Origin of the sequence: Bacillus sp. 105MF (assembly GCF_000374885.1) — a bacterium.
Taxonomy (GTDB): Bacteria; Bacillota; Bacilli; order Bacillales; family Bacillaceae_G; genus Bacillus_A; species Bacillus_A pseudomycoides.
Map to the genome: position 1 here is coordinate 134,515 of NZ_KB895571.1, position 22,477 is coordinate 156,991.

The window sequence follows — 22,477 nt, forward strand, 5'->3', positions numbered from 1 at the left end:
GATATAGCTATAAGGAGATGTACGAAATGATTCCAGTAACAATTTTAACTGGTTTTCTTGGATCGGGGAAAACAACATTATTAAATCGTATTTTATCGGAAGAACATGGAAAGAAATTAGCGGTTATCGTAAATGAAATAGGGCAAATTGGCATCGATAATCAATTAATTATGAATGTAGAAGAAGAAATTATGGAAATGACAAATGGCTGTTTATGCTGTACAGTGCGTGAAGATTTACTTGTTGCTTTAAAACAGTTATTGGATGTAAAAGCAGAAGGGAAAATGGATTTTGATGGTCTAGTGATTGAAACGACAGGTCTTGCAAACCCAGGGCCGATTATCCAAACGTTCTTTTTAGATCCAGTTATTCAGTCAGCATACAAAATTAATGGTGTTGTGACAGTGGTAGATAGTTATCATATACATAAACATTTTGAAAAAGGGCTAGAAGCGAAAGAACAAATTGCTTTTGCAGATATGGTTTTAGTAAATAAATTAGATTTAGTTGGAGAGGAAGAAGAGAAAGAACTCCTTACTGAATTACAAGGGATTAATCCAACAGCAAAATTAATCCCAACGACAAATTGTGAAGTAGATATACCGGTCTTGTTAGAAATCCAAACGTTTAAAACGCGTGATACATTAGAGATTTATCCACATAAAGAGCATCATCATTTAGAAGGTGTAAAATCATTTGTATTACGTGAAGAGCGGCCGTTAGATTTGCAAAAGTTAAACGAATGGATGTCAGCTGTAGTTCAAGAGTTAGGAGAGTATTTATATCGATATAAAGGAATTCTATCGATCGATGGAGTAGATTGCCGTATTGTTTTTCAAGGTGTTCATACACTATTTGCTGCTTCTTACGATAGAGAGTGGCAAGAGGGAGAAGAGCGCGTGAGTGAAGTGGTCTTTATCGGGAAAGATATTAATAAAGAATGGTTCCAAGAACATTTTAAAGAGTGCGTAAAATAAGCCTGCTAATTTAGCAGGCTTATTTTTGTTATTAATCTCTGCCGGCTTCAACTAATTTCTTCGCGACAATTGCTGGTTTAGCATGAAACATAGTCATGTGATCACCTTGTGTAGTTACTAAACGAAATAATCCAAGGCGATTTGACATGTGAGGGTGCCATCCTGAATCTTTACCTTGTGGAACTGCCATATCTTCAGTTAAATAGAAATAACTTTTTGGAATATTTAATTGATAAAATTTCGTAAGGTCCAGCTTTTCAAAAAGTGGTCCAGCTGGTTCTGGTGTAACAGTTTCGTAAATTTTTTTCGCTAAGTCGAGATTAGCATTATTCATAAAGGTTTCTCGCCAAATAGGAAAAGGCAATTGGATAGCATTATTTTTCGATTTTTTCGCAAGCTCGGTCCAAAGCGTTTTTCCTTCGGCTGGGATTTCATCAGCTGCACTTTCTCCATTTGCTAGAACAAATGCATTCATAAAGACAAGTCTGTGGATTCGATCTGGAATTTGTTCGGCAACTTTTGAAATAACAGTACCACCAAAACTATGACCAACAAGAACAAAATCCGTTATGTTTCTTTCCTTCACATAGTTGACTACTGATTTGACATAATCAGTGTGTTTTACAGCTTTATTCGTATCTTTTCCATGCCCAGGTAAGGTAGGAGTATATACTTTATGTCCCATTTGTTTCAACTCATTAGCTGTTTTATCCCAATAGCTAGAATCTCCCCAAGCGCCGTGAACGAGTACAAACGTAATTGGTTTTTGACGTATTACATCAATATCTGTCTCTATTTTAGCTTCTGCTGGGATATGGAAGCTATTACTGCTAAGCATGATTAAAATAGCAGAAAGGCTTACGAATAAGAACTTGAATATTTTCAAAACAAACCCTCCATTTACTACTGATTTTGCATATATGTACATATATTTTCGCTGAAAGATTGTTTTTATTCTTTTGGAGTATAGTTATTAAAAGTAGTAGTGTTTACTTTGTAGAAAAAAGGACATTATTGTACGGTAAATGTTTAGCATTACATCTTTAGTTAATGAAAAAAAGTGAAACAATTATATTTTTGATGCGGAGGTAGAATAGGAAACATGACCATCTTGTTCTTCTATTAATAAACAAAGATTAGTAGAAAATAATAAAAAGCCTGTTTTCACAGGCTTATACTTTCATTTATCCGTAATTCCATTACAACACCAACAACTGGTCCTTCATCGTCTATATCACCAGTTAAGTGAAAACCGAAAGACTCATATAGTTTCATTGCTAGTTTGTTTTCTGGATGAAAACTTAAATAAATCTTTTTGCATTGAAATTTTTGTTGTAAATACTGGATAAGCAGATGGAGAAAACGTTTCGCATAGCCATTTCCTTGAAAATGGTAATCAATCATAAAACGATCTAGCCATACGCTATCATCTTTTTTTGAATACCAACCATACATTGCGTAGCCAACAAGTGTTTCTCCATCATATAAGCCTACTGACGTTCCGTTTTCTTCATATAGGGATTCCGCTAAAGAAAATGCATTGCTTTCAATAAATTGCTGCTGCTCCTTTGCTACGTCTAAAGCAGCGACTGAACGCCAATTATTTGCTGTTACTTCACAAATGTGAAGATTCATAGTTCCAACTCGCTTTCATAACATAGTATATCTTTAAAACTAATATGGATAATTTTACTTGTTATTTTGTTGAAGTCAAGCTGCTGAATATGAAAAAAGACAGTTGAATATGTTTCAACTGTCTGAAAGGAAATATAAATTTAGTTTGTAGCTTCTTTTAAAGTGTTCACGTTTTCTTCCATTAATGTGAAGTAATCTTTATTTTTCTTTGCATCATCTTCAGAAATAGTAGCAAGGTGATTTAAACGTAAAATTTTCGTTCCTGTTTCTTTTTGAATAACTTCTGCTACTTTTGGAGTAGAGAATGTTTCAAATAAAATATATTTTAAACCATGCTCTTTTGCTGTTTTTGTAATGTTAGCAAGTTCTTTTTGTGATGGTTCATCAGAAGCGGAGATGCCAGCAACTGGTATTTGTTTTAAGCCATAGCGTTTTTCCCAATATCCATATGCAGCGTGAGAAACTAAAATATCTTTCGTTTTTGCCTCTGAAACAACAGATTTAAAGTGATCATCTAAGTCAGTGAACTTTGTTTGTAGGGCGGCGAAGTTTTTCTCAAATTCTTTTTTATGATCTGGTTGCAATTCTACGAGTGCATCTTTAATTTTTTCAGCCTGCTTCATCGCGAGTGTAGGATCAAGCCATACGTGTGGGTCTTTGTCATGATGGTGACTTTCTTCTTCTTTATGACCCTCCTCGTGCTCATGTTCTTCTTCTGATGAAGCGATAAGATCGAAACCTTTAGATGCATTAACAACTTTTACGTTCTCTTTTTTTAATGTTTTTTCCATTTTTTCTGCAAACGGCTCTAATTCCGCGCCGTTATATACGAATAGGTCTGCCTTCGCAACTTGTACCGTTTGTTTTTGACTTGGCTCATATGTATGAGAGTCAGCGCCAGGTGGATAAATTGTTTCAACATTTACATAGTTACCACCGATTTTTTTAGCGAAATCAGCAAGTGGAAAAATAGTTGTATATACAGAAAGTTTTCCATCTTTTTTTGCAGTTCCGTCTTTTTTGCTGGCACACCCAGCAAAAATTAATGTAAAAATAAGTATAAAAGAAAATACCATTAACCTTTTCTTCATGTAATTCTCCTCTTTTCTTTCTTTTCCAATTTTATTTTCTCCAAAATAAGAGAAAAAATATCTTTTTGTTATAAAACGGAATAATTACGTTTTAAGTTGCGAACTTAGTATAATACATCTTTACGAAAGTTGCAATAAATAATAATCATTCCGATTTGATTTTGTTATAAAGTTGTCAAAAAGAATAGTATTAATTTTTATGAATGTCGCATATGTGACAACACTCCTTTCATATATTGAGGTAGAGGGTATGAAAAGGGGATGAGTAATTGGATTACATAATGGAAGCAATCTTATTGATACTAGCAGTAGTTTTGCCATTAACATGTGTTTTGATTTTCCTCAAGACATTAATAAGTAATCTAGGTGACTCTAGGATAATAACCAAGCTACCAACAGAGAAAAAAGGAGAGAAGAGTAAGTAAAGCACTTGCATCACGCATAGTGCTTTACTTATGATAGAATAAGAAAAAGGAAACTCCTAGAAATAGGATTTGTACTGCCTGTTTGGACGGTATAAAATTAGATAAAGAGGTATAAAGATAAATGAATAAAAGAACAGCCTTAGTACTCGGTGCGAGTGGTTTAGTTGGACAAGAAGTGACGCAGCTATTACTTGACTCAGATTACTATGATTCGGTTATGGTTTTTGTAAGAAAGCCACTGCAATGGGAACATGAAAAGTTACAGCAGAAACAAGTTGACTTTTCTATATTAGAAGAGTATAAAGAATTTTTTGCTGTTGATGATGTTTTTAGCTGTCTTGGGACAACAATTAAGAAAGCGAAAACGAAAGCGAATTTTAAAAAAGTAGACTATGAATATACATTACGAGCGGCCTGTTTAGCAGAAAAACAAGGTGTACAAAATTTTCTTGTTATTTCTTCTATGGGTGCTAATCCAAAATCACTTTTCTTTTATTCACAAGTAAAAGGGAAGATGGAGGAGGAACTTCAAAAGTTAGTGATCGGTGGGATTCATATATTTAGACCATCACTATTGCTAGGAGATCGAGAAGAATTTCGTTTTGGAGAAAGAATGGCTGAGAAGATATCTGGTGTTTTGCCATTTGTATTTAATGGTACTTTAAAAAAGTATAAGCCGATTACAGCTGAGCAGGTTGCAAAAGGGATGTACTTAGCGGCACTACGTGAAGAATCTGGTGTCCATATTTATAATTCTACAGAGATTACAATGATGGAATAATGAAAACGAGAAGGGGAGCCCTTCTCGTTTTCATTATTGTGTATTAGCGGCGAGTCGGGGCTGTTTTACCACGAGCACGTTGATATTGGTGGGGCTCTTGTAATTCAAATCCAAGTTCATTAGCTGCTGTTCTTGGAAAATATGGATTGCGAAGTAACTCGCGACCGATAAAGATTAAGTCCGCTTCATTATTTGCTAAAATTTCTTCTGCTTGTATCCCGCTTGTAATCAATCCTACTGCACCTGTCGCAATGTGTGCTTGTCCTTTTATATGATTTGCATACTCTACTTGATAGCCAGGGTAAACGTCGATTTGTGCAGGTATAACTGCCCCAGAACTACAATCAATTACATCTACATCTTGTTCTTTCATCCATTTTGCAAATTGAACATAGTCATGGACTGTTAATCCTTTAGGGTGATAGTCATTTGCAGAAATACGAACGAATAAAGGACCATTCCAAACTTCATTTACAGCATCAATGATTTCTTTTAAGAAACGGTAACGGTTTTCAGGTGATCCGCCATATTCATCAGTTCGTTTGTTTGATAATGGAGAGAGAAATTCATTAATGAGATAGCCGTGAGCCGCGTGGAGTTCAATAATATCGAATCCTGCTTGTTTGGAACGACATGCGGCATCTTGAAAAGCAGAAATTGTTTTTTTGATTAGCTGTTTATTCATTTCTATTGGGGTTTTCATTGTATCATTAAATGCAATAGCCGAGGGTGCTACAGAGTCTGTATGTAATTCAGCTTTTCGACCAGCATGGGCTAACTGAATAGCTGCTTTTGCCCCATTTTCATGGATGAGGGACACCGTTTTTTGTAACCCTGGAATATGATCATTATTCCATATACCTAAATCTTTATTAGAAATACGTCCTTCAGGTACAACAGCTGTAGCTTCAAGCATAACAAGGCCTACTTGACCAGCTGCGCGAGACGCATAATGGATATGATGGAAATTTGTCACTTTTCCATCTTCGTTTTCTGAAGAGTACATACACATCGGTGACATAACAATACGATTTTTTAATGTAACATCTTTAATCGTATAAGGTGAAAAAAGCTGATAGTCCATATCTATTCCCCCTTATTGTAGTTTCCTTTATTGTATCATCATCATTTTTGTTTCCATAATGAAACGCTTATTCCCGAAATTTTGTACATTTATGTTACAATTATTGAAATAAATTAAATTGGGGGATAGGGGCATGTACCGAGCTTATTATGAAAGCGAAATAGGTTTGCTTGAAATTACTGCAAATGATGAAGGAATTACTTCTGTTATTTTTGTAGAGGAACGGAAAGAAGAGAATAAAAATCAAATTGTAGAACAGTGCCTCGCTGAATTAGATGAATATTTTAATCGAAAGAGAACTGAATTTACAGTACCACTGTCAGCGGTTGGAACACCATTTCAAAAGAGTGTTTGGGATGCACTTTATACGATTCCATATGGAGTGAATGCTTCCTATCTGGATATTGCAGAAAAGGTTGGTAACACAAAGGCGGTGCGTGCGATAGGAGGAGCGAATAGTCGCAATCCGATTTCTATTATTGTTCCGTGTCATCGTGTAATTGGAAAAAGTGGAAAGTTAGTTGGATATGCAGGTGGTCTATGGCGAAAAGAATGGTTATTGAAACATGAGGGGATTTTGCAATAAGATAAAACTCTTTTCAAATGGAGATAGTAGTTTTCATTGCTTAGAGGATAACAAAGTCTAGTAGAAAGTAAGTATTTCTGAGTTTCATACGAATGGTTTAACCTGTTATTTGCGGGGAAGAATCATCTTGTTAAATAGCTAAATTTTTTAGTATGCTGGACAACAGAAGTATAAGTAGGGGATAAATCAGGGAAAGAGGGATTATTTTGCGTTGTATAAATTGTGGGAATCCTTGTCCTGACGGTCAATTTAATTGTGAAGATTGTCAGCAAACTTTACATAATGGAACAAAAGAGGAGACCTCACCAATCGAAAAAAATATGGAACAATATGTGGGAGCGCATTATCCATATTATAAAAGAAAATGGGACAAAGAAAAGAAACGAATAGCAAGGTGGAGCTGGAATGGATGGGCTGCTATTTTCAATGTCGGATGGTTTGGTTATCGAAAATATTACGTACCTGCTTGTTTGTTTGTAATTTTATTAGTAGCTTGTGATGCATTTTCATACTATATGGGATTCAATGTAGCACTCCCCATTATTAACATGGTTCCCCTTACCTTTTTATTGCTCATTTTAATGATGATAGGGGTCGGAATTTTTGCAAATGGGTTATATTATCGATTTGCTGAGCGGAAAATATACCGGATAAAAGCAAGAGGGGTAACGAATGGAGATGTTGAGCGTTATCTCATCCGTGATAGTGGAGGAACAAGCAAAATGGGAGCGGCTATTGTTACAATTTTGACAGCTGCTAGTATATTCATGAGTCACTTTTTCTTTCCTACAGATCAAGATGTTATTCAAAAAGTACGAGCAAGTTCCCTTTATGAGTATCCTTTTTTTTCTATTGGGGAATCTTTTGAACAGCATTTTAAGCAACCAACCTGGGTTTATTACCGCGGGGGAGATGGATTGGAATTAGTAGAATTTCATGGATACAATCATGGTATGACAAGACAAAAAATTATCATTCAATTTGTTGTCGATTACAGGTTGCATGAAATTGAACCCTATTCTCTTACAGTTAACGGTGAGCCCCAAGGTGAAAAAGAGTTTTTGAAAATGATGGAAGATGTGTTTCGTACGCAAGATCTTTTTGAGTTGGATGACGGATTACAAAAAGATGAAAAAAAAGAAATGTTATAAGAAATGAATGTAAAAGCAGATGGAGCAGCTTTTACATTCATTTCTTTTTTTATTTTAGGAAAGAAAAATATTTAAAATAATCAGAATTTTTTGTATAATAATATTATACATGCTTTATTGTATACATACAGATTGGGGGAAGGAATAATGAAGAAAAAAGTTTCAACGCTTGCTGCACTTGCATTATCAACAAGTATGTTCGTTGCAGGTTGCGGGAATGGGGAGAAAGCATCGACAACGAAGAAAGAAACAGGTAAGGGGATGGCCGATAAACAAGTGCTAAACTTACTAGAAACAGCAGAAATTCCTTCGATGGATACATCAAAATCAACAGATTCCGTATCATTCCGAGTATTTGTAAATGCAATGGAGGGTTTATATCGATTAGATAAAGATAATAAGCGAACTCCAGGTATGGCAAAAGATGTGAAGATTAGTGAAGATAAGAAAACATATACTTTTGAATTACGAGATGCAAAGTGGTCGAATGGTGAGCCAGTTCGTGCACAAGATTTTGTATATGGCTGGCAACGTGCGCTTGATAAAGCAACAGCAGCTGAATACGCATTTATTTTATTTGATGTAAAAAATGCTCAAAAAGTTAATAAGGGGGAGCTACCACTTGATCAGCTAGGTGTAAAAGCAAAGGATGATAAGACACTAGTGGTAGAACTAGAACAACCAACTCCATATTTTCTTGATCTTACATCATTTCCAACATTCTTCCCTTTAAATGAGAAGTTTGTAAAAAAACAAGGTGATAAGTATGCATTAGAAGCTGATAAAATTTTATACAATGGACCATTTACGTTAAGTGAATGGAAGCATGAGCAAAGCTATCAATTAAAGAAAAATCCAAATTATTGGGATAAAGATACTGTAAAACTAGAAGAAATTAATGTCGGTGTCGTAAAAGAAACGAGCACAGGTGTGAACCTATATGATAATGATCAAGCGGACCGCGTAATTTTAACTTCAGAGTTTGTTGATAAATATAAAAAGAATAAGCCAGATGAATTCAAAACGAAACTAGATCCGCGTATGTATTTCTTACGTTTTAATCAACAAAATGCAACATTTAAAAATCAAAAAGTGCGTGAAGCAATTGATTTAGCTTATGATAAAAAAGGTATTGCAAATGTCATTTTAAATGATGGCTCATTACCAGCATATTTCTTAGTACCAGAAAAATTCACAACAGGTCCGGATGGAAAAGATTTTCGTACTGTAAATAAAAACTTCCGTGATAATAAAGACAATGCGGAAAAAGCGAAGAAGTTATGGGAAGAAGCGAAAAAAGAACTGGGTCAAGATACAATTACGGTAGAATTACTAAACGATGATAATGGTAGCCGGAAAAAAGTTGGCGACTTTATTAAAGAAGAGCTTGAGAAAAATTTACCTGGAATTAAAGTGAATTTGAAACAACAACCGTATAAACAGAAATTAGATTTAGAGAAGAAATTACAATATGAGTTTTCACTATCAGCATGGGGCCCGGATTATCCAGATCCAATGACATATATTGATATGTTTATTACAGGAAGTACATTTAATGAAATGGCGTATTCAAATCCGAAATATGATGACTTAGTTGCTAAATCGAAAGGTGAGTTGTTAAAAGATGATGCAGCACGCTGGAAAGCACTTGCAGAAGCTGAAAAAATCTTAATTGGAGAAGATGCAGCGATTTCACCTACTTATCAGCAAAGTACAGCATATTTAGAAAAAACATATGTAAAAGGAATTGCAAATCATACATTCGGCGGCGATTTTAGTTATAAATGGGCGTATATTACAAAAAAATAGTATAATAAGAGATGTGCGAATTTTCGCTCATCTCTTATTTTGTAAGGAGGACTTATGTTGATAAATGGCTTTAATCATCTTTGTTTTTCGGTTTCAGATTTAGAAAGATCTATTCAATTTTATGAAACAGTATTAGAGGGAAAGTTATTAGTAAAAGGAAGAAAACTCGCATATTTTGATATATGTGGAGTGTGGGTGGCACTCAATGAAGAAGCAGATATTGCACGAAATGAAATTCATCAGTCATATACACATCTTGCATTTTCTGTTAAACAAGAGGATTTTGGTCGACTATTAAAGCGATTAGAGGAGAATAAAGTTCATATTTTACAAGGAAGAGAACGTGATGTAAGAGATTGTCAGTCTATTTATTTTATTGATCCAGATGGACATAAGTTTGAGTTTCATTCAGGTACACTGCAGGATCGCTTAAAGTATTATAAGGAAGCAAAACCACATATGAAATTTTATTGATGAAATAAAGGGGGATGGGAAGAGCATGCATGCGCTCGTTATTGGAGGGACAGGGATGCTGAAGAAAGTGTCCGTTTGACTTTGTAATCAAGGGCTTTATGTTTCTGTTATTGGACGAGATAGGAATAGGTTAGAAGATGTAAAAAATACATGTAATGCTCCAAGAAATGTTACATGTATTTCTCTTGATTACCACGATAGCGATGCTTTGAAACAATCTATTAAAGATACGATTAAACAAAATGGACCTATCAGATTAGTCGTAGCTTGGGTACATACAACTGCTAAAAAGGCGCTTCAAGTAATTTGTGAAGAAATTGAATTACATTCTAAATCCTATAGTTTGTTTCATATATTAGGGAGTAGTGCATCTCGATTGGAACGTCAAAAAATAGGAAGTGCTTTCTGTAATTATCATAGAATTTTATTAGGGTTTATTTTACAAGGTGAACATTCAAGGTGGTTGACTCATGAAGAGATTACTGATGGAGTTATAGCAGGAATTCAGAGTAAACAAAGCGATTGTATTGTAGGAACATTGGAACCATGGGAATTACGACCAATTTGATGAGGGGGAAGAAAACGAATGAAAACGACTTTATATGTAACACGTCATGGAGAAACAGAGTGGAATGTGGCAAAGCGTATGCAAGGGAGAAAAAATTCTAATTTAACCGAAAAAGGGATATTACAGGCAAAGCAGTTAGGGGATCATATAAAGGATATACCACTTCATGCGATATATAGTAGTCCAAGCGGGAGAACAATGCATACGGCAGAGTTAATAAAAGGAGAGCGGAATATTCAAATTATAGCTGATGAGAACTTTTATGAGATTAATATGGGGATCTGGGAAGGGCAAATGCTTGTGGATTTGGAAGCGCAGTACCCAGAGGAAGTACATACGTTTTGGAATGAGCCACATCGTTTTTGTTCGACATCAGGCGAAAATTTCTATGATGTGCATAGTCGGGTGATAGAAGGAGTAAACCTTCTTTTAGAAAAACATAAAGGGGAAAGTATTTTAATCGTATCTCATGCAGCAGCTGCAAAATTACTTGTGGGACATTTTACTGGTCTTTCTGTTGAAAGAGTGTGGGATGATCCATTTATGCATAGTGCGAGCTTAAGTATCATTGAATTTGAAGGGAAAGAGGCTAGTGTTAAACAGTTTGCCGATATAAGTCATTTTCAGCAAGTATAAAAAGACCGCAATAGAGCGATCTTTTTACGTTTACTGTTAACAATAAGGGATAAAGAATTAGCAATTACGTTTTCTAAACCAGAAGTGATCGACTTTTTTCCGTTTGCAAGATGAATGTTTGTGATGATCGCACTCATGGCAGCTTGAATGACAGTCATCATCCCATGAGTGATTGCAAGATTTTTTATCATGATTACGGATAAAAACACATTTTTTACAGAAACATTTCTTCACACGTGTGCGTTTTGTAACACAAGTGGACTTTTTCACACGTGTGCGTTTTGTAACACAAGTGGACTTTTTCACACGTGTGCGTTTTGTAACACAAGTGGACTTTTTCACACGTGTGCGTTTTGTAACACAAGTGGACTTTTTCACACGTGTCCGTTTTGTAACACAAGTGGACTTTTTCACACGTGCCCGTTTTGTAACACAAGTGGACTTTTTCACACGTGTGCGTTTTGTAACGAACGTACATTTTTTCACACGTGTGCGTTTTGTAACGAACGTACATTTTTTCACACGCGTACATTTTGTAACGAATGTCCACTTTTGTACACGTACACGAGTACGCTTCGTAACAAACGTACATTTTTTCACACGCGTACATTTTGTAACGAACGTACATTTTTTCACACGTGTACATTTTGTTCGAGGACATTTACAGCTTGTTGTACATTTATGACCAGAAAATTTATTATCGTCACAATCAAACTTACTTGGGTCTTGATGTAAAAATTCTTCCATCCCTGCACTTTTGATTTCCTCAACGGCTTTTTGAATATCACGTTTCATAGAAACCCTCCTTATCGCTAATTAAAATGAAAAAGTATCCTTTTACATTAATCAGGATATGAGGAGAGAATTTCTTCTGTATGAGACAAGAGCTTAGATTTCAATAAAAATAGACATATAGCGGATATATGGACATGGACAAAGCAATGAGCATACATTAAATGGAGAAAAAAAGAAGGGATGGGAGAACATGTTGCCTTCTTATGATTTTTTTATTCATCCGATGTATCTTGTTGAATTAAAGAAGGACATTTGGTCTGATAGTCCAGTGCCTGCTAAATTAACATATGGGAAAAGAAAGTATGATATTGACATTGTATACCGGGGAGCACATATTCGAGAATTTGATAAAAAATCATATCATGTTATGTTCTATAAGCCGAAACAATTTCAAGGGGTGAAAGAGTTTCATTTGAATTCTGAGTTTAAGGATCCGTCACTTATAAGAAATAAATTATCGCTTGACTTCTTTAGTGATATTGGTGTGCTTTCACCAAAATCTCAGCATGTTTTTATTAAAATTAATGGTCAAATTCAAGGGGTATATTTGCAATTAGAATCTGTTGATGAGAATTTTTTGAAAATCCGTAAATTACCGAGTGGGTCAATTTATTATGCGATTGATGATGATGCGAATTTTTCTTTAATAAGTGAGCGTGATCAAGATGTTAAAACAAACTTATCTGCAGGCTATGAGTTTAAATGTGCGAATGAACATAGTGAAGAACAGCTTAGTGAATTCGTTTATCAGGCAAATGCACTATCGCGAGAAAAATATGAAAAAGAAATAGTGAATTATCTTGATGTTGAAAAATATTTGCGATGGTTAGTAGGTGTTATTTTGACTCAAAACTTTGATGGGTTTGTTCATAACTATGCATTGTATCATAATGATGAAACGCATTTGTTTGAAGTGATACCATGGGATTATGATGCTACATGGGGCCGTGATGTAGAGGGAAGGCCACTTAATCATGAATACATTCGAATTCAAGGGTATAATACATTGAGTGCCAGAATTCTTGATATACCAGTATTTCGAAAACGTTACCGCAATATCCTTGAAGAAATTTTGGAGGAAAAATTTACGGTTTCTTTTATAAGGCCACAAGTAGAGGGAATGTGCGAAGCGATTCGTCCGTATCTTATTCAAGATCCTTATATGAAAGATAAAATAGACATTTTTGATAAAGAAGCAGAAATGATTTTTCAATATATCAATAATCGTCGGCAATATATTGAAGAACACCTCCATGAATTAACATAATGTGAAAAGGGATTGATTCGTTATCAATCTCTTTTTTGTTATCCCGCTATTAGCGAGTAGTAAGATTACTATATTAAAATTTATATTAGGTGAAGGAGGGAGCAAAAAACGAAAGATTAAAGATTCATCTTATTTGAGTAGGTTTCAATTGCTCGACGTTGTGGAACATCAAAGTAATAATGCGTCTATTAGTAAAATGATTGTAGAAGATTGGTAATTTTTAGGGATCTCACCATTCTTTAAGTGTATATGGGGATTAGTCTTTCATTGCTCAAAAAAGAGTGCAATTAGAGTAATGATTTAACAAAAGAATGGTTATATATGGTAAAATACAACCGAATGGGACAGGGAGATTTGGTTCATTAGAAATATAATGAATATTTTAATAAAATAATTAGAAAAAGAATGCGTGCCTATAATAAAGATCTTAAAACGTATGATATTCGAGAGAAATTAAGATATATTCATTTCCCTACTCTCATTTTGTGTGGTCAACATGATGTTCAATGCCCAGTTTTTTATTCAAAGGAAATACATAGCTTGATTTCAGATTCAAAATTAGTAATTTTTGAAAATAGTAATCATTTTCCTTTTGTTGAAGAGAAGGAATCTTTCGCAATAGATATCCGAAATTTTACAACTATTTAATTCGTTTATACAAATGGAGGTGAACTTTTTATATTTTTTATTTCTTAATCAACAATAGGAATTAACAGAGATTATAGTAAGATTTTGAAGGAATGGTGTATATTCTGTTATTTTTGCTAAGTATAGTTTAGTTTTAAGTGAACAAGTAGTCTATTTTTCATTTGCAGTGAAATTACGTATTGTTCAATGTGAGTAGAGAATATCTTTCCTAGGATGGTGAGAATATGGAAGTGAAATGGATCGATTGGGTAAAACAAATACAAGCCATTGCTCAGGCTGGTTTAACGTATTCAAAAGATGTGTATGATATGGAACGTTTTCAACAATTACGTGATCTTTCAGTTACGATGATGTCTCATTATACGAAGACAGATTGGGAAGTGGTAGAGAGATTATTTGCCAATGAAATGGGTTATCAAACACCCAAAGTAGATATTCGGGCTGTCGTGTATCAGGATGGAAAATTATTATTTGTGAAAGAAAAAAGTGACGGGAAATGGGCTCTTCCAGGTGGCTGGGCAGATGTTGGCTATACGCCAACAGAAGTGGCAGCAAAAGAAGTGTGGGAGGAAACGGGTTATAAAGTTGATCATTTTCGATTATTAGCAGTACTTGATAAAGAAAAACATTATCCATCACCATCAGCAATGCATGTATATAAAATATTTATTGGTTGTGAAATTGTTGGGGGCGAAAAGCAAACAAGTATTGAAACAGAAGAAGTGACCTTTTTTGGTGAAAAGGAAATCCCAGAGTTATCGACTGCTAGAAATACAGAGTGGCAAATTAGAGAGATGTTTGCCTGTATGAAAGATAGGAATAAAAGCTCCTTACTTGATTAAGAAAATATGTAAAGATAAGAATAAAGATAGTTTAACAGTACTCCAACAGAAGTCCCCTTCCTCAAGCACATGCAGGTCATAGTCCAGGGATCATTCACAGCGTATAAATCTCTTTTTCTTTCTATTCGTGCCTGGGATATTTATAATGAATTGTACATATTTTGGGTAAAGAATGAGGAATATATTGGCATGCATAAATCTTTGTGGGATAATAAGAAGGCATGTAAGCAGAAAAGGAGATAGAAAAGCAAATGTTAGCAAATTTAATAGAGCAGTTATTGCAATTTTTCGCAAGTTTAGGATACTTTGGAGTTGCTTTAGGGCTAATGATTGAAATTATTCCGAGTGAGATTGTCCTTTCTTATGCTGGTTTTTTAGTTGCGCAAGATAAAATAAGTTTTATTGGGGCAGTAATCGCCGGTACAATTGGCGGTACATTAGCACAAATCTTTTTATACTGGTTAGGATATTACGGAGGGCGTCCGGTGGTTGAAAAATATGGTAAATATTTATTGATTAACAAGCATCATTTAGATGTAGCCGAAAGTTGGTTTAAACGGTATGGTGCGGGGGTAATCTTCTCTGCTCGTTTCATCCCAATTGTACGCCATGCGATTTCAATACCAGCAGGATTAGCGAAAATGCCTTTAAAACTTTTTACACTATATACAGTAGTTGCGATTATTCCGTGGTCAATTCTCTTTATTTATTTAGGAGAAAAACTAGGTGGGAATTGGCGGCATATTAAAGAATATGCAGCTGATTATACGCATTACATAATTATTGGGGCAGTGCTCTTTATTGCTCTTTATTTCGGTTTAAAGGTATTGAAAAAAAGAAAAACAGTTCGTTAAAGCCAATGATTTCATTGGCTTTTTTTATACGTTTCAGTTCTAAAATAAAGAAGTTGTCCATAATGTGTAGTAATAAAGCGTAGCGGGGGAATGAAATGAAAGGATCACCGTTTTTACGTGGAACATTATTTTTAACGATGGCAACGATGATATCTAAAATGCTTGGATTTATATATGTTATCCCATTTACAGCGATGGTTGGTACTAGTGGATACATATTATATACATATGCATATCGGCCATATACAATTATGCTGAGCATTGCAACGATGGGATTGCCACTTGCTGTTTCTAAAATGGTTTCAAAATACGATGAGTTAAATGATTATCATACAGTAAAACGGGTGCTAAAAAGTGGACTGTTTTTTATGGTTTTTATGGGAATTGTTTCATTTCTAGTTCTTTATATGTTAGCTCCATATCTTGCAAAGCTAGTGATCGACGGAAGTGATCAAACTGGTAATAGTATGACTGCTGTGACGTATAATATTCAAATTGTTAGTTTTGCATTATTGATTGTACCAGTAATGAGTTTATTGCGCGGTTTTTTTCAAGGATTTCAATCTATGGGACCGTCAGCATCTAGTGTAGTTGTGGAACAGTTTTTTCGTGTCTTAACAATCTTAATAGGAAGCTTTGTTGTTTTGCATATTTTGAAAGCGTCTGTTTCGTTAGCGGTTGGAGTTTCAACTTTTGGTGCATTTATGGGGGCAGCGGCAGGATTGACTGTTTTGATAGGGTTTTATATGAGAAGGCGGAAATATTTAAAACGGAAAGAGATTGCCAGTATCCCACAGACAACGAAGTCCTTTTTTGCTTTATACAAAGAGCTATTTACGTATTCAATTCCATTTGTTGCTGTTGGGTTAGCGATTCCGTTGTATCAAACAATTGATACATTTACAATCAATAAACTTTTAATAGAGATAGGTTACGTACAAGGTGAAGCAGAAAAAATAAATGCAATAATTGGGCTTGTCCAAATGGTTGTACTTATTCCTGTATCCGTTGCAACAGCTTTTAGTATGTCTCTCGTTCCTGAAATGACGAAAGCTTATACAGTTGGAAATGAACAATTATTATATAAGCATTTCACGAAAACGAATTTACTTGTTGTAGGGATTACAATTCCCGCAGCAATTGGAATGATTATATTAGCCCAACCTATATACACTCTTTTATTTGGAGTAGGAAATGATCCAAGTTTAGGAAGTGTTATTTTACGGTACTATGCACCAGCGTGTATATTATTTTCATTGTTTACAGTTACTGCTGCGATGTTACAAGGGATTGATCAGCAAAAAAAAACAGTTCTAGGTTTAACCTTAGGAATTATAATAAAGATTGTACTAAATATTATATTATTGCCGTACTTTGACTACACCAGTTTTATTATCTCAACATATGCAGGCTACACAGTTTCAGTTTCATTTAACTTGTGGATGCTGTCTAAATATGTTATAAAGGCAACATGAGCTTTTGAAAAGACAGAGCAATCTCTGTCTTTTTCTATTTTGAAAGAAATTATGAAGAAAAGCGTTTTCAAAATAATTTTCTATTGAAATTTAAACGTTTGTTTCATATGCTGAAAATAGCGGTTCAAAAACTGTTGTTTAAGTGAGGTAGATTCCCACATGTAAAAAGAATCGGGGTGATAGTATGTTAAATATTTATTTAACAGACCGAAACGGAAAACTACAAGAAATAGAGGAAATTCAAAAAGGTTGTTGGATTAATGTACTCCATCCAACAGAGGAAGAAATTCAATTTCTAGTGCAAACATTGAATGTAGAATTGGATTTTATTAAAGACCCTTTGGATGATGAAGAACGATCTCGGATTGAAAAAGAAGATGATAATGCATTAATTATCGTTGATATTCCAACAGTAAGGCATGATGAAGAAGGAAATTCAATATACGACACGATTCCAATTGGTATGATTGTAATGCCGGAATGTTTCGTTACAATCTGTTTAGAAGAAAATCCGATTTTCGAGCGATTTATTAATCAGCGTATTAAAGAATTTTATACTTTTAAAAAGACTCGTTTTGCATTGCAGCTCTTATATACGATTTCTACTTATTATTTACGATACTTAAAACAAATTAACCGAAAAACAATCGACCTAGAGCACGAGTTAAATAAGTCGATGAAAAATAAAGAAATCTTTACATTATTAGGTCTTGAAAAGAGTTTAGTGTATTTTACAACATCTTTAAAAGCAAACAAAATTGTTATTCAAAAGTTAATGCGCAATAATACGTTTATTAAAATGTATGAAGATGATCAAGATTTACTAGAAGATGTATTAATTGAAAATAAACAGGCCATTGAAATGGCTGAAATATATAGTAATATTTTAAGTGGTATGATGAATACGTTTAGTTCGGTTATTTCTAATAATTTAAACAGTGTTATGAAGTTTTTAACTTCTATGACAATCATATTATCAGTGCCAACAATGGTTTCCAGTTTTTTTGGAATGAATGTTCCAGTTCCTTTAAGTGAAAATCCGCATGGTTTTTTAATGGCTATGATTATATCCGCAATATTATCTTGCGTAATGGCCTTTATTTTTTGGAAGAAACGTTATTTTTAAATCATATGAAAGCTGTTCTAGCATAGTTATCAAACTGCGCTAGAGCAGCTTTTTTGTCGTAATAAAACGTTTCTTATATACGATATGTGTATTGATGAAAAACGTATTTCCATGATTTGTAGATTTGAAAAGGGCTTGTTCAAATAATAAATTGAGGTTAAAATTACATATTGTTAATGAAAAGATGGAGGAAATACATCATGGAATTGTTTCAGTTACCGAAAGCATTCCTGCAAATGAATACGATTTTTATCTCAATTTTAATTGAAGCACTACCATTTGTGCTAATTGGTGTATTTATTTCAGGATTCATTCAAATGTTTGTGACAGAAGATATGGTGGCAAAATGGATGCCCAAAAATCGATTTCTGTCTGTATTATTAGCTACTTTTCTTGGCATGATGTTTCCAGGGTGTGAATGTGGAATCGTTCCAATTGTAAGACGTTTAATTGGGAAAGGTGTTCCGCCGTATGCTGGAATTGCATTTATGTTAACGGGGCCAATTATTAATCCGGTTGTATTATTTGCAACATATGTTGCGTTTGGAAGTAGTATGCATATGGTGTGGTATCGTTCCATTGTAGCCATTATTGTAGCTATTATCGTTGGACTTATATTATCGTTTATGTTTAAAGATCATCAACTACGTGATGAACATTTCCCAGAGGTGGATCATAAGCGTCCTTTGCGTAAAAAGATGTGGGACGTATGTACACATGCGGTTGAAGAGTTTTTCTCAATGGGGAAATACTTAGTAATGGGAGCATTAATTGCTGCTGCAGTTCAAACATTTGTACAAACTTCAACACTACTTTCTATAGGACAAGGACCGTTCTCTTCATCAGCTGTTATGATGGGACTTGCGTATATTTTATCACTATGTTCAGAAGCGGATGCTTTTATTGCATCTTCGTTCCAAAGTACATTTTCAACAGCATCACTTGTCGCGTTCCTCGTTTATGGACCGATGGTGGATATTAAAAATATGTTTATGATGCTTGCGACATTTAAAACAAAATTTGTAATTGTTGTGATAGCTACAGTTACACTTGTGGTTTATGCAAGCTCACTACTCATTTATGCGATGGGGTGGTAGGTTATGTTTCGAGCATATATTTTACTCGGATTTACAATCTTAATTGCGCAGCTTCATATTTCAGGTAATATAACAAAGTATATAAATATGAAGTACGCATATTTATCAAAAACAGCTGCAATTATTTTAGGGTTTTTAACACTTATTCAAATCATTGTTGTTTTCCAAAAGGAACACAAAAAGGAAAAAGATCAGCACAGTTGTGGTTGTGATCATAGTCATTGTGGACATGATCATTCAAAAGATGAAAACACATGGTGGAAACGAACTTTTGCGTATACATTATTTTGTTTCCCTATTATTTCAGGACTATTCTTTCCAATTGCGACGTTAGATTCAGATATTGTTAAAGCGAAAGGATTTCATTTCCCTGTTGCGCAAGCAGAGAGTACAGATCCATTTATTACAAGGCAGTTTTTAAGACCCGATACGAGTATTTACTATGGAAAAGAAGGGTATCGTGGTGTGATGGAAAAAGGAAAAAAAGAATACGTCACAAAAGATAATATTGCCTTGAAGGATGAAGACTTCTTAAAAGGTATGGAAACAATTTATAATTATCCTGGTGAATTTACAGGTAAGACACTTTCGTTTAAAGGATTTGTTTTCCGCGATGATTCTTCAAAGAAAGAACAATATTTCTTATTCCGCTTTGGTATTATTCATTGTGTAGCCGATTCAGGTGTATACGGGATGTTAGTGAAAAAGCCAGATGGAGTAGAGTGGAAGAATGATGATTGGATTGAAGTGGAAGGTGAAATTTCAACTGAATTTTATCAACCATTCCATGCAAATATTCCTGTTTTGGAAGTAACAAAATGGAATAAAGTTGAACAGCCGAAAGAACAATATGTATTTAGAGGAGCCGATTGATTATAATCGGTTCTTTTTTATAGACATAAATTTATGAAAATTGCTAATATATAATATATAGTTCACCTAGTGTAATTTTTATATACAAGATGAACAAAAAAGCATAGGGTAGTTCCAATGTTTTCATATTAATTAATATATAGGATGCATGGGACTAGGAGAATTTAGGGAGTATTTATTTCGTTTTCATGTTATGAAAGGTTTATGAATGAATTAAAGAGGTGAAGGAAATGGAAGAAACAAATGGGAAAACAGTTAATGAATCAAGAGTTTTTAAAACAAGTCGTGTCTTTCCAACAGATTTAAATGATCATAACACATTATTTGGAGGTAAAATATTAGCTGAAATGGATATGATTGCATCTATCTCAGCAACGAGACATTCACGAATGGAATGTGTAACGGCATCAATGGACTGGGTAGATTTTTTACATCCAGTTCGTTCAACTGATTGTGTGAGCTATGAATCGTTTGTCATTTGGACAGGGAGAACGTCGATGGAAGTGTTTGTAAAGGTAGTAGCGGAAGATTTAATTTCTGGTGAAAAACGAATTGCAGCAACATCTTTTGTTACATTTGTAGCACTTGGGAAAGAAAATAATCCAGTTCCTGTTCCGCGTGTAATTCCCGAAACAGAGGGAGAAAAAAAACTACATGAAATTGCTGTTTTACGTGCGCAACAACGTCATATTCGAAAAGCAGAAAGTAAGAAAATTGCAACGTTATTAACTTTATAAGTAATTTGAAATGAAAAGCGGACACCTAAATTTAGGTGTCCGCTTTTATAGTTTTTTCATCTGCATATCGCTCTTTCGGGTGGCTAACTAGCAAAAGCAAGCAGCACCGACGATAATTAAGAGGATAAATAGTACGACAAGTAACGCGAATCCATTTCCATGTGCGAAGCCCATTGTTATTTCCTCCTTTTATTTTAAGATACAACATACAATATGCAAATTCACTCTTGTTTGACAGGGACATATATCACGAAAATATAGATTTTTCTTGTATGTTAACGTGAAAAAAAGGAAAGATATAGGAATAACTGTTTTTGAAGAAGGGGTTTTATCCATGAAAAAATGTGTATCCATTTTGTTATGGATCATAGGGATATTCATATGGATGAACATCGATTTAGAGATGGGGAAGAAAATGACTAGTGGGCTTGAAATATCACAAATTCGATACGGAAATTTCCAATTATATACAAACGGAACGGATTTGTATCAAAATTTGTTTGATGATATAAATCGTTCAGAAAAGTATGTCTATATTCATTTTTATATTGTTGGTAAAGATGAAGTGAGTCGTAATTTTTTACAATTATTAGAGAAGAAAGCATCGAGCGGTGTGGATGTGAAATTATCAGTAGACCGTATAGGTGGCTATAAAATGAAGAAACAAGTGATTCAGCAGTTAAAAGAAAAGGGTGTTAAGTTTACTTTTAGTAAAAAGCCTAAATTAAAGAATTTGTTTTATTCATTGCATCAACGTAACCACCGGCGTATTGCGGTGATAGATGGAAAGATATCTTACATTGGTGGTTTTAACATTGGAAAGGAGTATCTCGGTAAGGATCCTAAATTTGGGAAATGGCGTGATTATCAGTTGCGTATTGAAGGAGATGGAGCGACTGATATGGAACAGAAATTTGCAGAAGATTGGTATGCGGATACTGGTGAAAAACTTTCTTTGTACAAAGGACCATCTCAGCAAGGAAATGCAAAGTATCAATATGTATTTTCAGATGGGAAAGGGTTATGGCAGGAATACGGTGCATTATTAAAAGGGGCTAAAAAATCATTAATCATTGCAACGCCGTATTTTGTACCAAGTAAGGAAATGATGGATGGTTTACAAAAAGCATTGCGGCGTGGCGTGACGGTAAAGATTCTTGTTCCTTTTAAAAGTGACGCTCTGTTACTAAAACAAGCTGCTTATCCGCATTTAAAAAAGATGCTGGATGCCGGTGCGGAAGTCTATCAATACCGGAATGGTTTTTTTCATGGAAAGGTGACAATAATTGATGATATAAGTGTTGATGTAGGAACAGCTAATTTTGATAATCGTAGTTTTTACATAAATACAGAGTCGGACTGTTTTATATATGATAAAGCAGTTGTAGCTGAGGTATGGAAACGACTACAAGAGGATTTTCATGATTCTAAACGCTTAACTGATAAAGATTTTGACAAAATAAATAGCTGGGATTGGTTTCTAGCAAAGGTAGCAAATGTTCTGGCATCCTATTTATAGGCATATATTTAGAGGGAAGGGGGAGCT

At 34.4% G+C, this 22,477-nt stretch carries 23 protein-coding genes; 17 read left to right on the forward strand and 6 right to left on the reverse strand.

The window, feature by feature from the left end; all coding sequences use genetic code 11:
* Positions 1-26: 26 nt before the first annotated feature.
* Positions 27-977, forward strand: a complete 951-nt coding sequence (locus C564_RS0111755; protein WP_018765464.1) for a CobW family GTP-binding protein — start codon at positions 27-29, stop codon at positions 975-977.
* 31 nt (positions 978-1,008) lie between these two features.
* On the opposite strand, the gene C564_RS0111760 is transcribed toward C564_RS0111755, so the two are convergent.
* The 3 genes from C564_RS0111760 to C564_RS0111770 form a co-directional block, all read right to left on the reverse strand.
* The gene (locus C564_RS0111760) at positions 1,009-1,863 is read right to left on the reverse strand and encodes an alpha/beta hydrolase (protein WP_018765465.1); all 855 of its coding nucleotides are present in this window, start codon (positions 1,861-1,863) and stop codon (positions 1,009-1,011) included.
* Between the two features lie 278 nt (positions 1,864-2,141).
* Positions 2,142-2,612 carry a GNAT family N-acetyltransferase gene (locus C564_RS0111765; protein WP_006094599.1) on the reverse strand — a complete coding sequence of 157 codons (471 nt, stop codon included), beginning with the start codon at positions 2,610-2,612 and terminating at the stop codon, positions 2,142-2,144.
* A gap of 140 nt (positions 2,613-2,752) precedes the next feature.
* Positions 2,753-3,703 carry a metal ABC transporter substrate-binding protein gene (locus C564_RS0111770; protein WP_006094600.1) on the reverse strand — a complete coding sequence of 317 codons (951 nt, stop codon included), beginning with the start codon at positions 3,701-3,703 and terminating at the stop codon, positions 2,753-2,755.
* 546 nt (positions 3,704-4,249) lie between these two features.
* Between C564_RS0111770 and C564_RS0111780 the strand changes: the two genes are divergently transcribed.
* Entirely contained in the window at positions 4,250-4,909 is a 660-nt protein-coding gene (locus C564_RS0111780; protein ID WP_003197100.1) for an oxidoreductase, read from the forward strand.
* Positions 4,910-4,952: 43 nt separating this feature from the next.
* Here C564_RS0111780 and namA read toward each other — a convergent pair whose 3' ends face one another.
* Positions 4,953-5,993, reverse strand: a complete 1,041-nt coding sequence (namA, locus tag C564_RS0111785; RefSeq protein ID WP_006094601.1) for an NADPH dehydrogenase NamA — start codon at positions 5,991-5,993, stop codon at positions 4,953-4,955.
* 133 nt (positions 5,994-6,126) lie between these two features.
* Here namA and C564_RS0111790 point away from each other — a divergent pair, with 133 nt between their 5' ends.
* The 6 genes from C564_RS0111790 to C564_RS0111815 all read left to right on the forward strand — a co-directional run bounded on the left by C564_RS0111790 (position 6,127) and on the right by C564_RS0111815 (position 11,217).
* Positions 6,127-6,579, forward strand: a complete 453-nt coding sequence (locus C564_RS0111790) for a methylated-DNA--[protein]-cysteine S-methyltransferase (protein ID WP_003197104.1) — start codon at positions 6,127-6,129, stop codon at positions 6,577-6,579.
* Positions 6,580-6,785: 206 nt separating this feature from the next.
* Positions 6,786-7,730 carry a DUF2628 domain-containing protein gene (locus C564_RS0111795; RefSeq protein ID WP_006094602.1) on the forward strand — a complete coding sequence of 315 codons (945 nt, stop codon included), beginning with the start codon at positions 6,786-6,788 and terminating at the stop codon, positions 7,728-7,730.
* A 147-nt stretch (positions 7,731-7,877) separates the two neighbouring features.
* Positions 7,878-9,539, forward strand: coding sequence for a peptide ABC transporter substrate-binding protein (locus C564_RS0111800; protein ID WP_006094603.1), 1,662 nt, complete (start codon positions 7,878-7,880; stop codon positions 9,537-9,539).
* A gap of 57 nt (positions 9,540-9,596) precedes the next feature.
* Entirely contained in the window at positions 9,597-10,013 is a 417-nt protein-coding gene (fosB, locus tag C564_RS0111805) for a FosB/FosD family fosfomycin resistance bacillithiol transferase (protein ID WP_018765467.1), read from the forward strand.
* A 109-nt stretch (positions 10,014-10,122) separates the two neighbouring features.
* Complete coding sequence (locus C564_RS33450; protein ID WP_231382318.1) at positions 10,123-10,581, forward strand: short-chain dehydrogenase; 459 nt, start codon at positions 10,123-10,125, stop codon at positions 10,579-10,581.
* A gap of 18 nt (positions 10,582-10,599) precedes the next feature.
* Positions 10,600-11,217 (forward strand): phosphoserine phosphatase 1, encoded by a 618-nt coding sequence (locus tag C564_RS0111815; protein ID WP_018765469.1) that lies wholly within the window; start codon positions 10,600-10,602, stop codon positions 11,215-11,217.
* Between the two features lie 57 nt (positions 11,218-11,274).
* Here the strand turns inward: C564_RS0111815 and C564_RS34680 are convergent, their stop codons facing one another.
* On the reverse strand, positions 11,275-12,012 hold the full coding sequence (locus tag C564_RS34680) for a CotG/ExsB N-terminal domain-containing protein (RefSeq protein ID WP_026008541.1): 738 nt from the start codon (positions 12,010-12,012) through the stop codon (positions 11,275-11,277).
* 190 nt (positions 12,013-12,202) lie between these two features.
* On the opposite strand from C564_RS34680, the gene cotH reads away from it, so the two are divergent.
* The 8 genes from cotH to C564_RS0111865 all read left to right on the forward strand — a co-directional run bounded on the left by cotH (position 12,203) and on the right by C564_RS0111865 (position 20,931).
* A complete protein-coding gene (gene cotH / locus C564_RS0111825; RefSeq protein ID WP_018765471.1) occupies positions 12,203-13,279 on the forward strand; it encodes a spore coat protein CotH in 1,077 nt (358 codons plus the stop codon).
* An 872-nt stretch (positions 13,280-14,151) separates the two neighbouring features.
* Positions 14,152-14,769: an NUDIX hydrolase gene (locus tag C564_RS0111835; protein ID WP_018765473.1), complete on the forward strand. Its 618-nt coding sequence runs from the start codon at positions 14,152-14,154 to the stop codon at positions 14,767-14,769.
* 251 nt (positions 14,770-15,020) lie between these two features.
* Positions 15,021-15,623: a DedA family protein gene (locus C564_RS0111840; protein ID WP_003197119.1), complete on the forward strand. Its 603-nt coding sequence runs from the start codon at positions 15,021-15,023 to the stop codon at positions 15,621-15,623.
* A gap of 95 nt (positions 15,624-15,718) precedes the next feature.
* Entirely contained in the window at positions 15,719-17,098 is a 1,380-nt protein-coding gene (locus C564_RS0111845) for a putative polysaccharide biosynthesis protein (protein WP_003197121.1), read from the forward strand.
* 184 nt (positions 17,099-17,282) lie between these two features.
* Complete coding sequence (locus C564_RS0111850; RefSeq protein ID WP_003197123.1) at positions 17,283-18,224, forward strand: magnesium transporter CorA family protein; 942 nt, start codon at positions 17,283-17,285, stop codon at positions 18,222-18,224.
* A gap of 200 nt (positions 18,225-18,424) precedes the next feature.
* Positions 18,425-19,321 (forward strand): permease, encoded by an 897-nt coding sequence (locus tag C564_RS0111855; protein WP_003197125.1) that lies wholly within the window; start codon positions 18,425-18,427, stop codon positions 19,319-19,321.
* Positions 19,322-19,324: 3 nt separating this feature from the next.
* Complete coding sequence (locus C564_RS0111860; RefSeq protein ID WP_003206931.1) at positions 19,325-20,194, forward strand: TIGR03943 family putative permease subunit; 870 nt, start codon at positions 19,325-19,327, stop codon at positions 20,192-20,194.
* Positions 20,195-20,424: 230 nt separating this feature from the next.
* Complete coding sequence (locus C564_RS0111865) at positions 20,425-20,931, forward strand: acyl-CoA thioesterase (RefSeq protein ID WP_018765474.1); 507 nt, start codon at positions 20,425-20,427, stop codon at positions 20,929-20,931.
* An 87-nt stretch (positions 20,932-21,018) separates the two neighbouring features.
* On the opposite strand, the gene C564_RS34685 is transcribed toward C564_RS0111865, so the two are convergent.
* Positions 21,019-21,105, reverse strand: a complete 87-nt coding sequence (locus tag C564_RS34685; RefSeq protein WP_000505094.1) for a YjcZ family sporulation protein — start codon at positions 21,103-21,105, stop codon at positions 21,019-21,021.
* Between the two features lie 160 nt (positions 21,106-21,265).
* Between C564_RS34685 and cls the strand changes: the two genes are divergently transcribed.
* Entirely contained in the window at positions 21,266-22,450 is a 1,185-nt protein-coding gene (gene cls / locus C564_RS0111875; protein ID WP_018765475.1) for a cardiolipin synthase, read from the forward strand.
* The last annotated feature ends 27 nt before the right edge of the window (positions 22,451-22,477 follow it).

Coding starts and splice junctions, on each gene's coding strand:
- C564_RS0111755 (WP_018765464.1), top strand. CDS start 27: ATGATTCCAGTAACAATTTTAACTGGTTTTCTTGGATCGGGGAAAACA.
- C564_RS0111765 (WP_006094599.1), bottom strand. CDS start 2,612: ATGAATCTTCACATTTGTGAAGTAACAGCAAATAATTGGCGTTCAGTC.
- C564_RS0111770 (WP_006094600.1), bottom strand. CDS start 3,703: ATGAAGAAAAGGTTAATGGTATTTTCTTTTATACTTATTTTTACATTA.
- C564_RS0111780 (WP_003197100.1), top strand. CDS start 4,250: ATGAATAAAAGAACAGCCTTAGTACTCGGTGCGAGTGGTTTAGTTGGA.
- namA (WP_006094601.1), bottom strand. CDS start 5,993: ATGGACTATCAGCTTTTTTCACCTTATACGATTAAAGATGTTACATTA.
- C564_RS0111790 (WP_003197104.1), top strand. CDS start 6,127: ATGTACCGAGCTTATTATGAAAGCGAAATAGGTTTGCTTGAAATTACT.
- C564_RS0111800 (WP_006094603.1), top strand. CDS start 7,878: ATGAAGAAAAAAGTTTCAACGCTTGCTGCACTTGCATTATCAACAAGT.
- C564_RS0111815 (WP_018765469.1), top strand. CDS start 10,600: ATGAAAACGACTTTATATGTAACACGTCATGGAGAAACAGAGTGGAAT.
- C564_RS34680 (WP_026008541.1), bottom strand. CDS start 12,012: ATGAAACGTGATATTCAAAAAGCCGTTGAGGAAATCAAAAGTGCAGGG.
- cotH (WP_018765471.1), top strand. CDS start 12,203: ATGTTGCCTTCTTATGATTTTTTTATTCATCCGATGTATCTTGTTGAA.
- C564_RS0111835 (WP_018765473.1), top strand. CDS start 14,152: ATGGAAGTGAAATGGATCGATTGGGTAAAACAAATACAAGCCATTGCT.
- C564_RS0111840 (WP_003197119.1), top strand. CDS start 15,021: ATGTTAGCAAATTTAATAGAGCAGTTATTGCAATTTTTCGCAAGTTTA.
- C564_RS0111845 (WP_003197121.1), top strand. CDS start 15,719: ATGAAAGGATCACCGTTTTTACGTGGAACATTATTTTTAACGATGGCA.
- C564_RS0111850 (WP_003197123.1), top strand. CDS start 17,283: ATGTTAAATATTTATTTAACAGACCGAAACGGAAAACTACAAGAAATA.
- C564_RS0111855 (WP_003197125.1), top strand. CDS start 18,425: ATGGAATTGTTTCAGTTACCGAAAGCATTCCTGCAAATGAATACGATT.
- C564_RS0111860 (WP_003206931.1), top strand. CDS start 19,325: ATGTTTCGAGCATATATTTTACTCGGATTTACAATCTTAATTGCGCAG.
- C564_RS0111865 (WP_018765474.1), top strand. CDS start 20,425: ATGGAAGAAACAAATGGGAAAACAGTTAATGAATCAAGAGTTTTTAAA.
- C564_RS34685 (WP_000505094.1), bottom strand. CDS start 21,105: ATGGGCTTCGCACATGGAAATGGATTCGCGTTACTTGTCGTACTATTT.
- cls (WP_018765475.1), top strand. CDS start 21,266: ATGAAAAAATGTGTATCCATTTTGTTATGGATCATAGGGATATTCATA.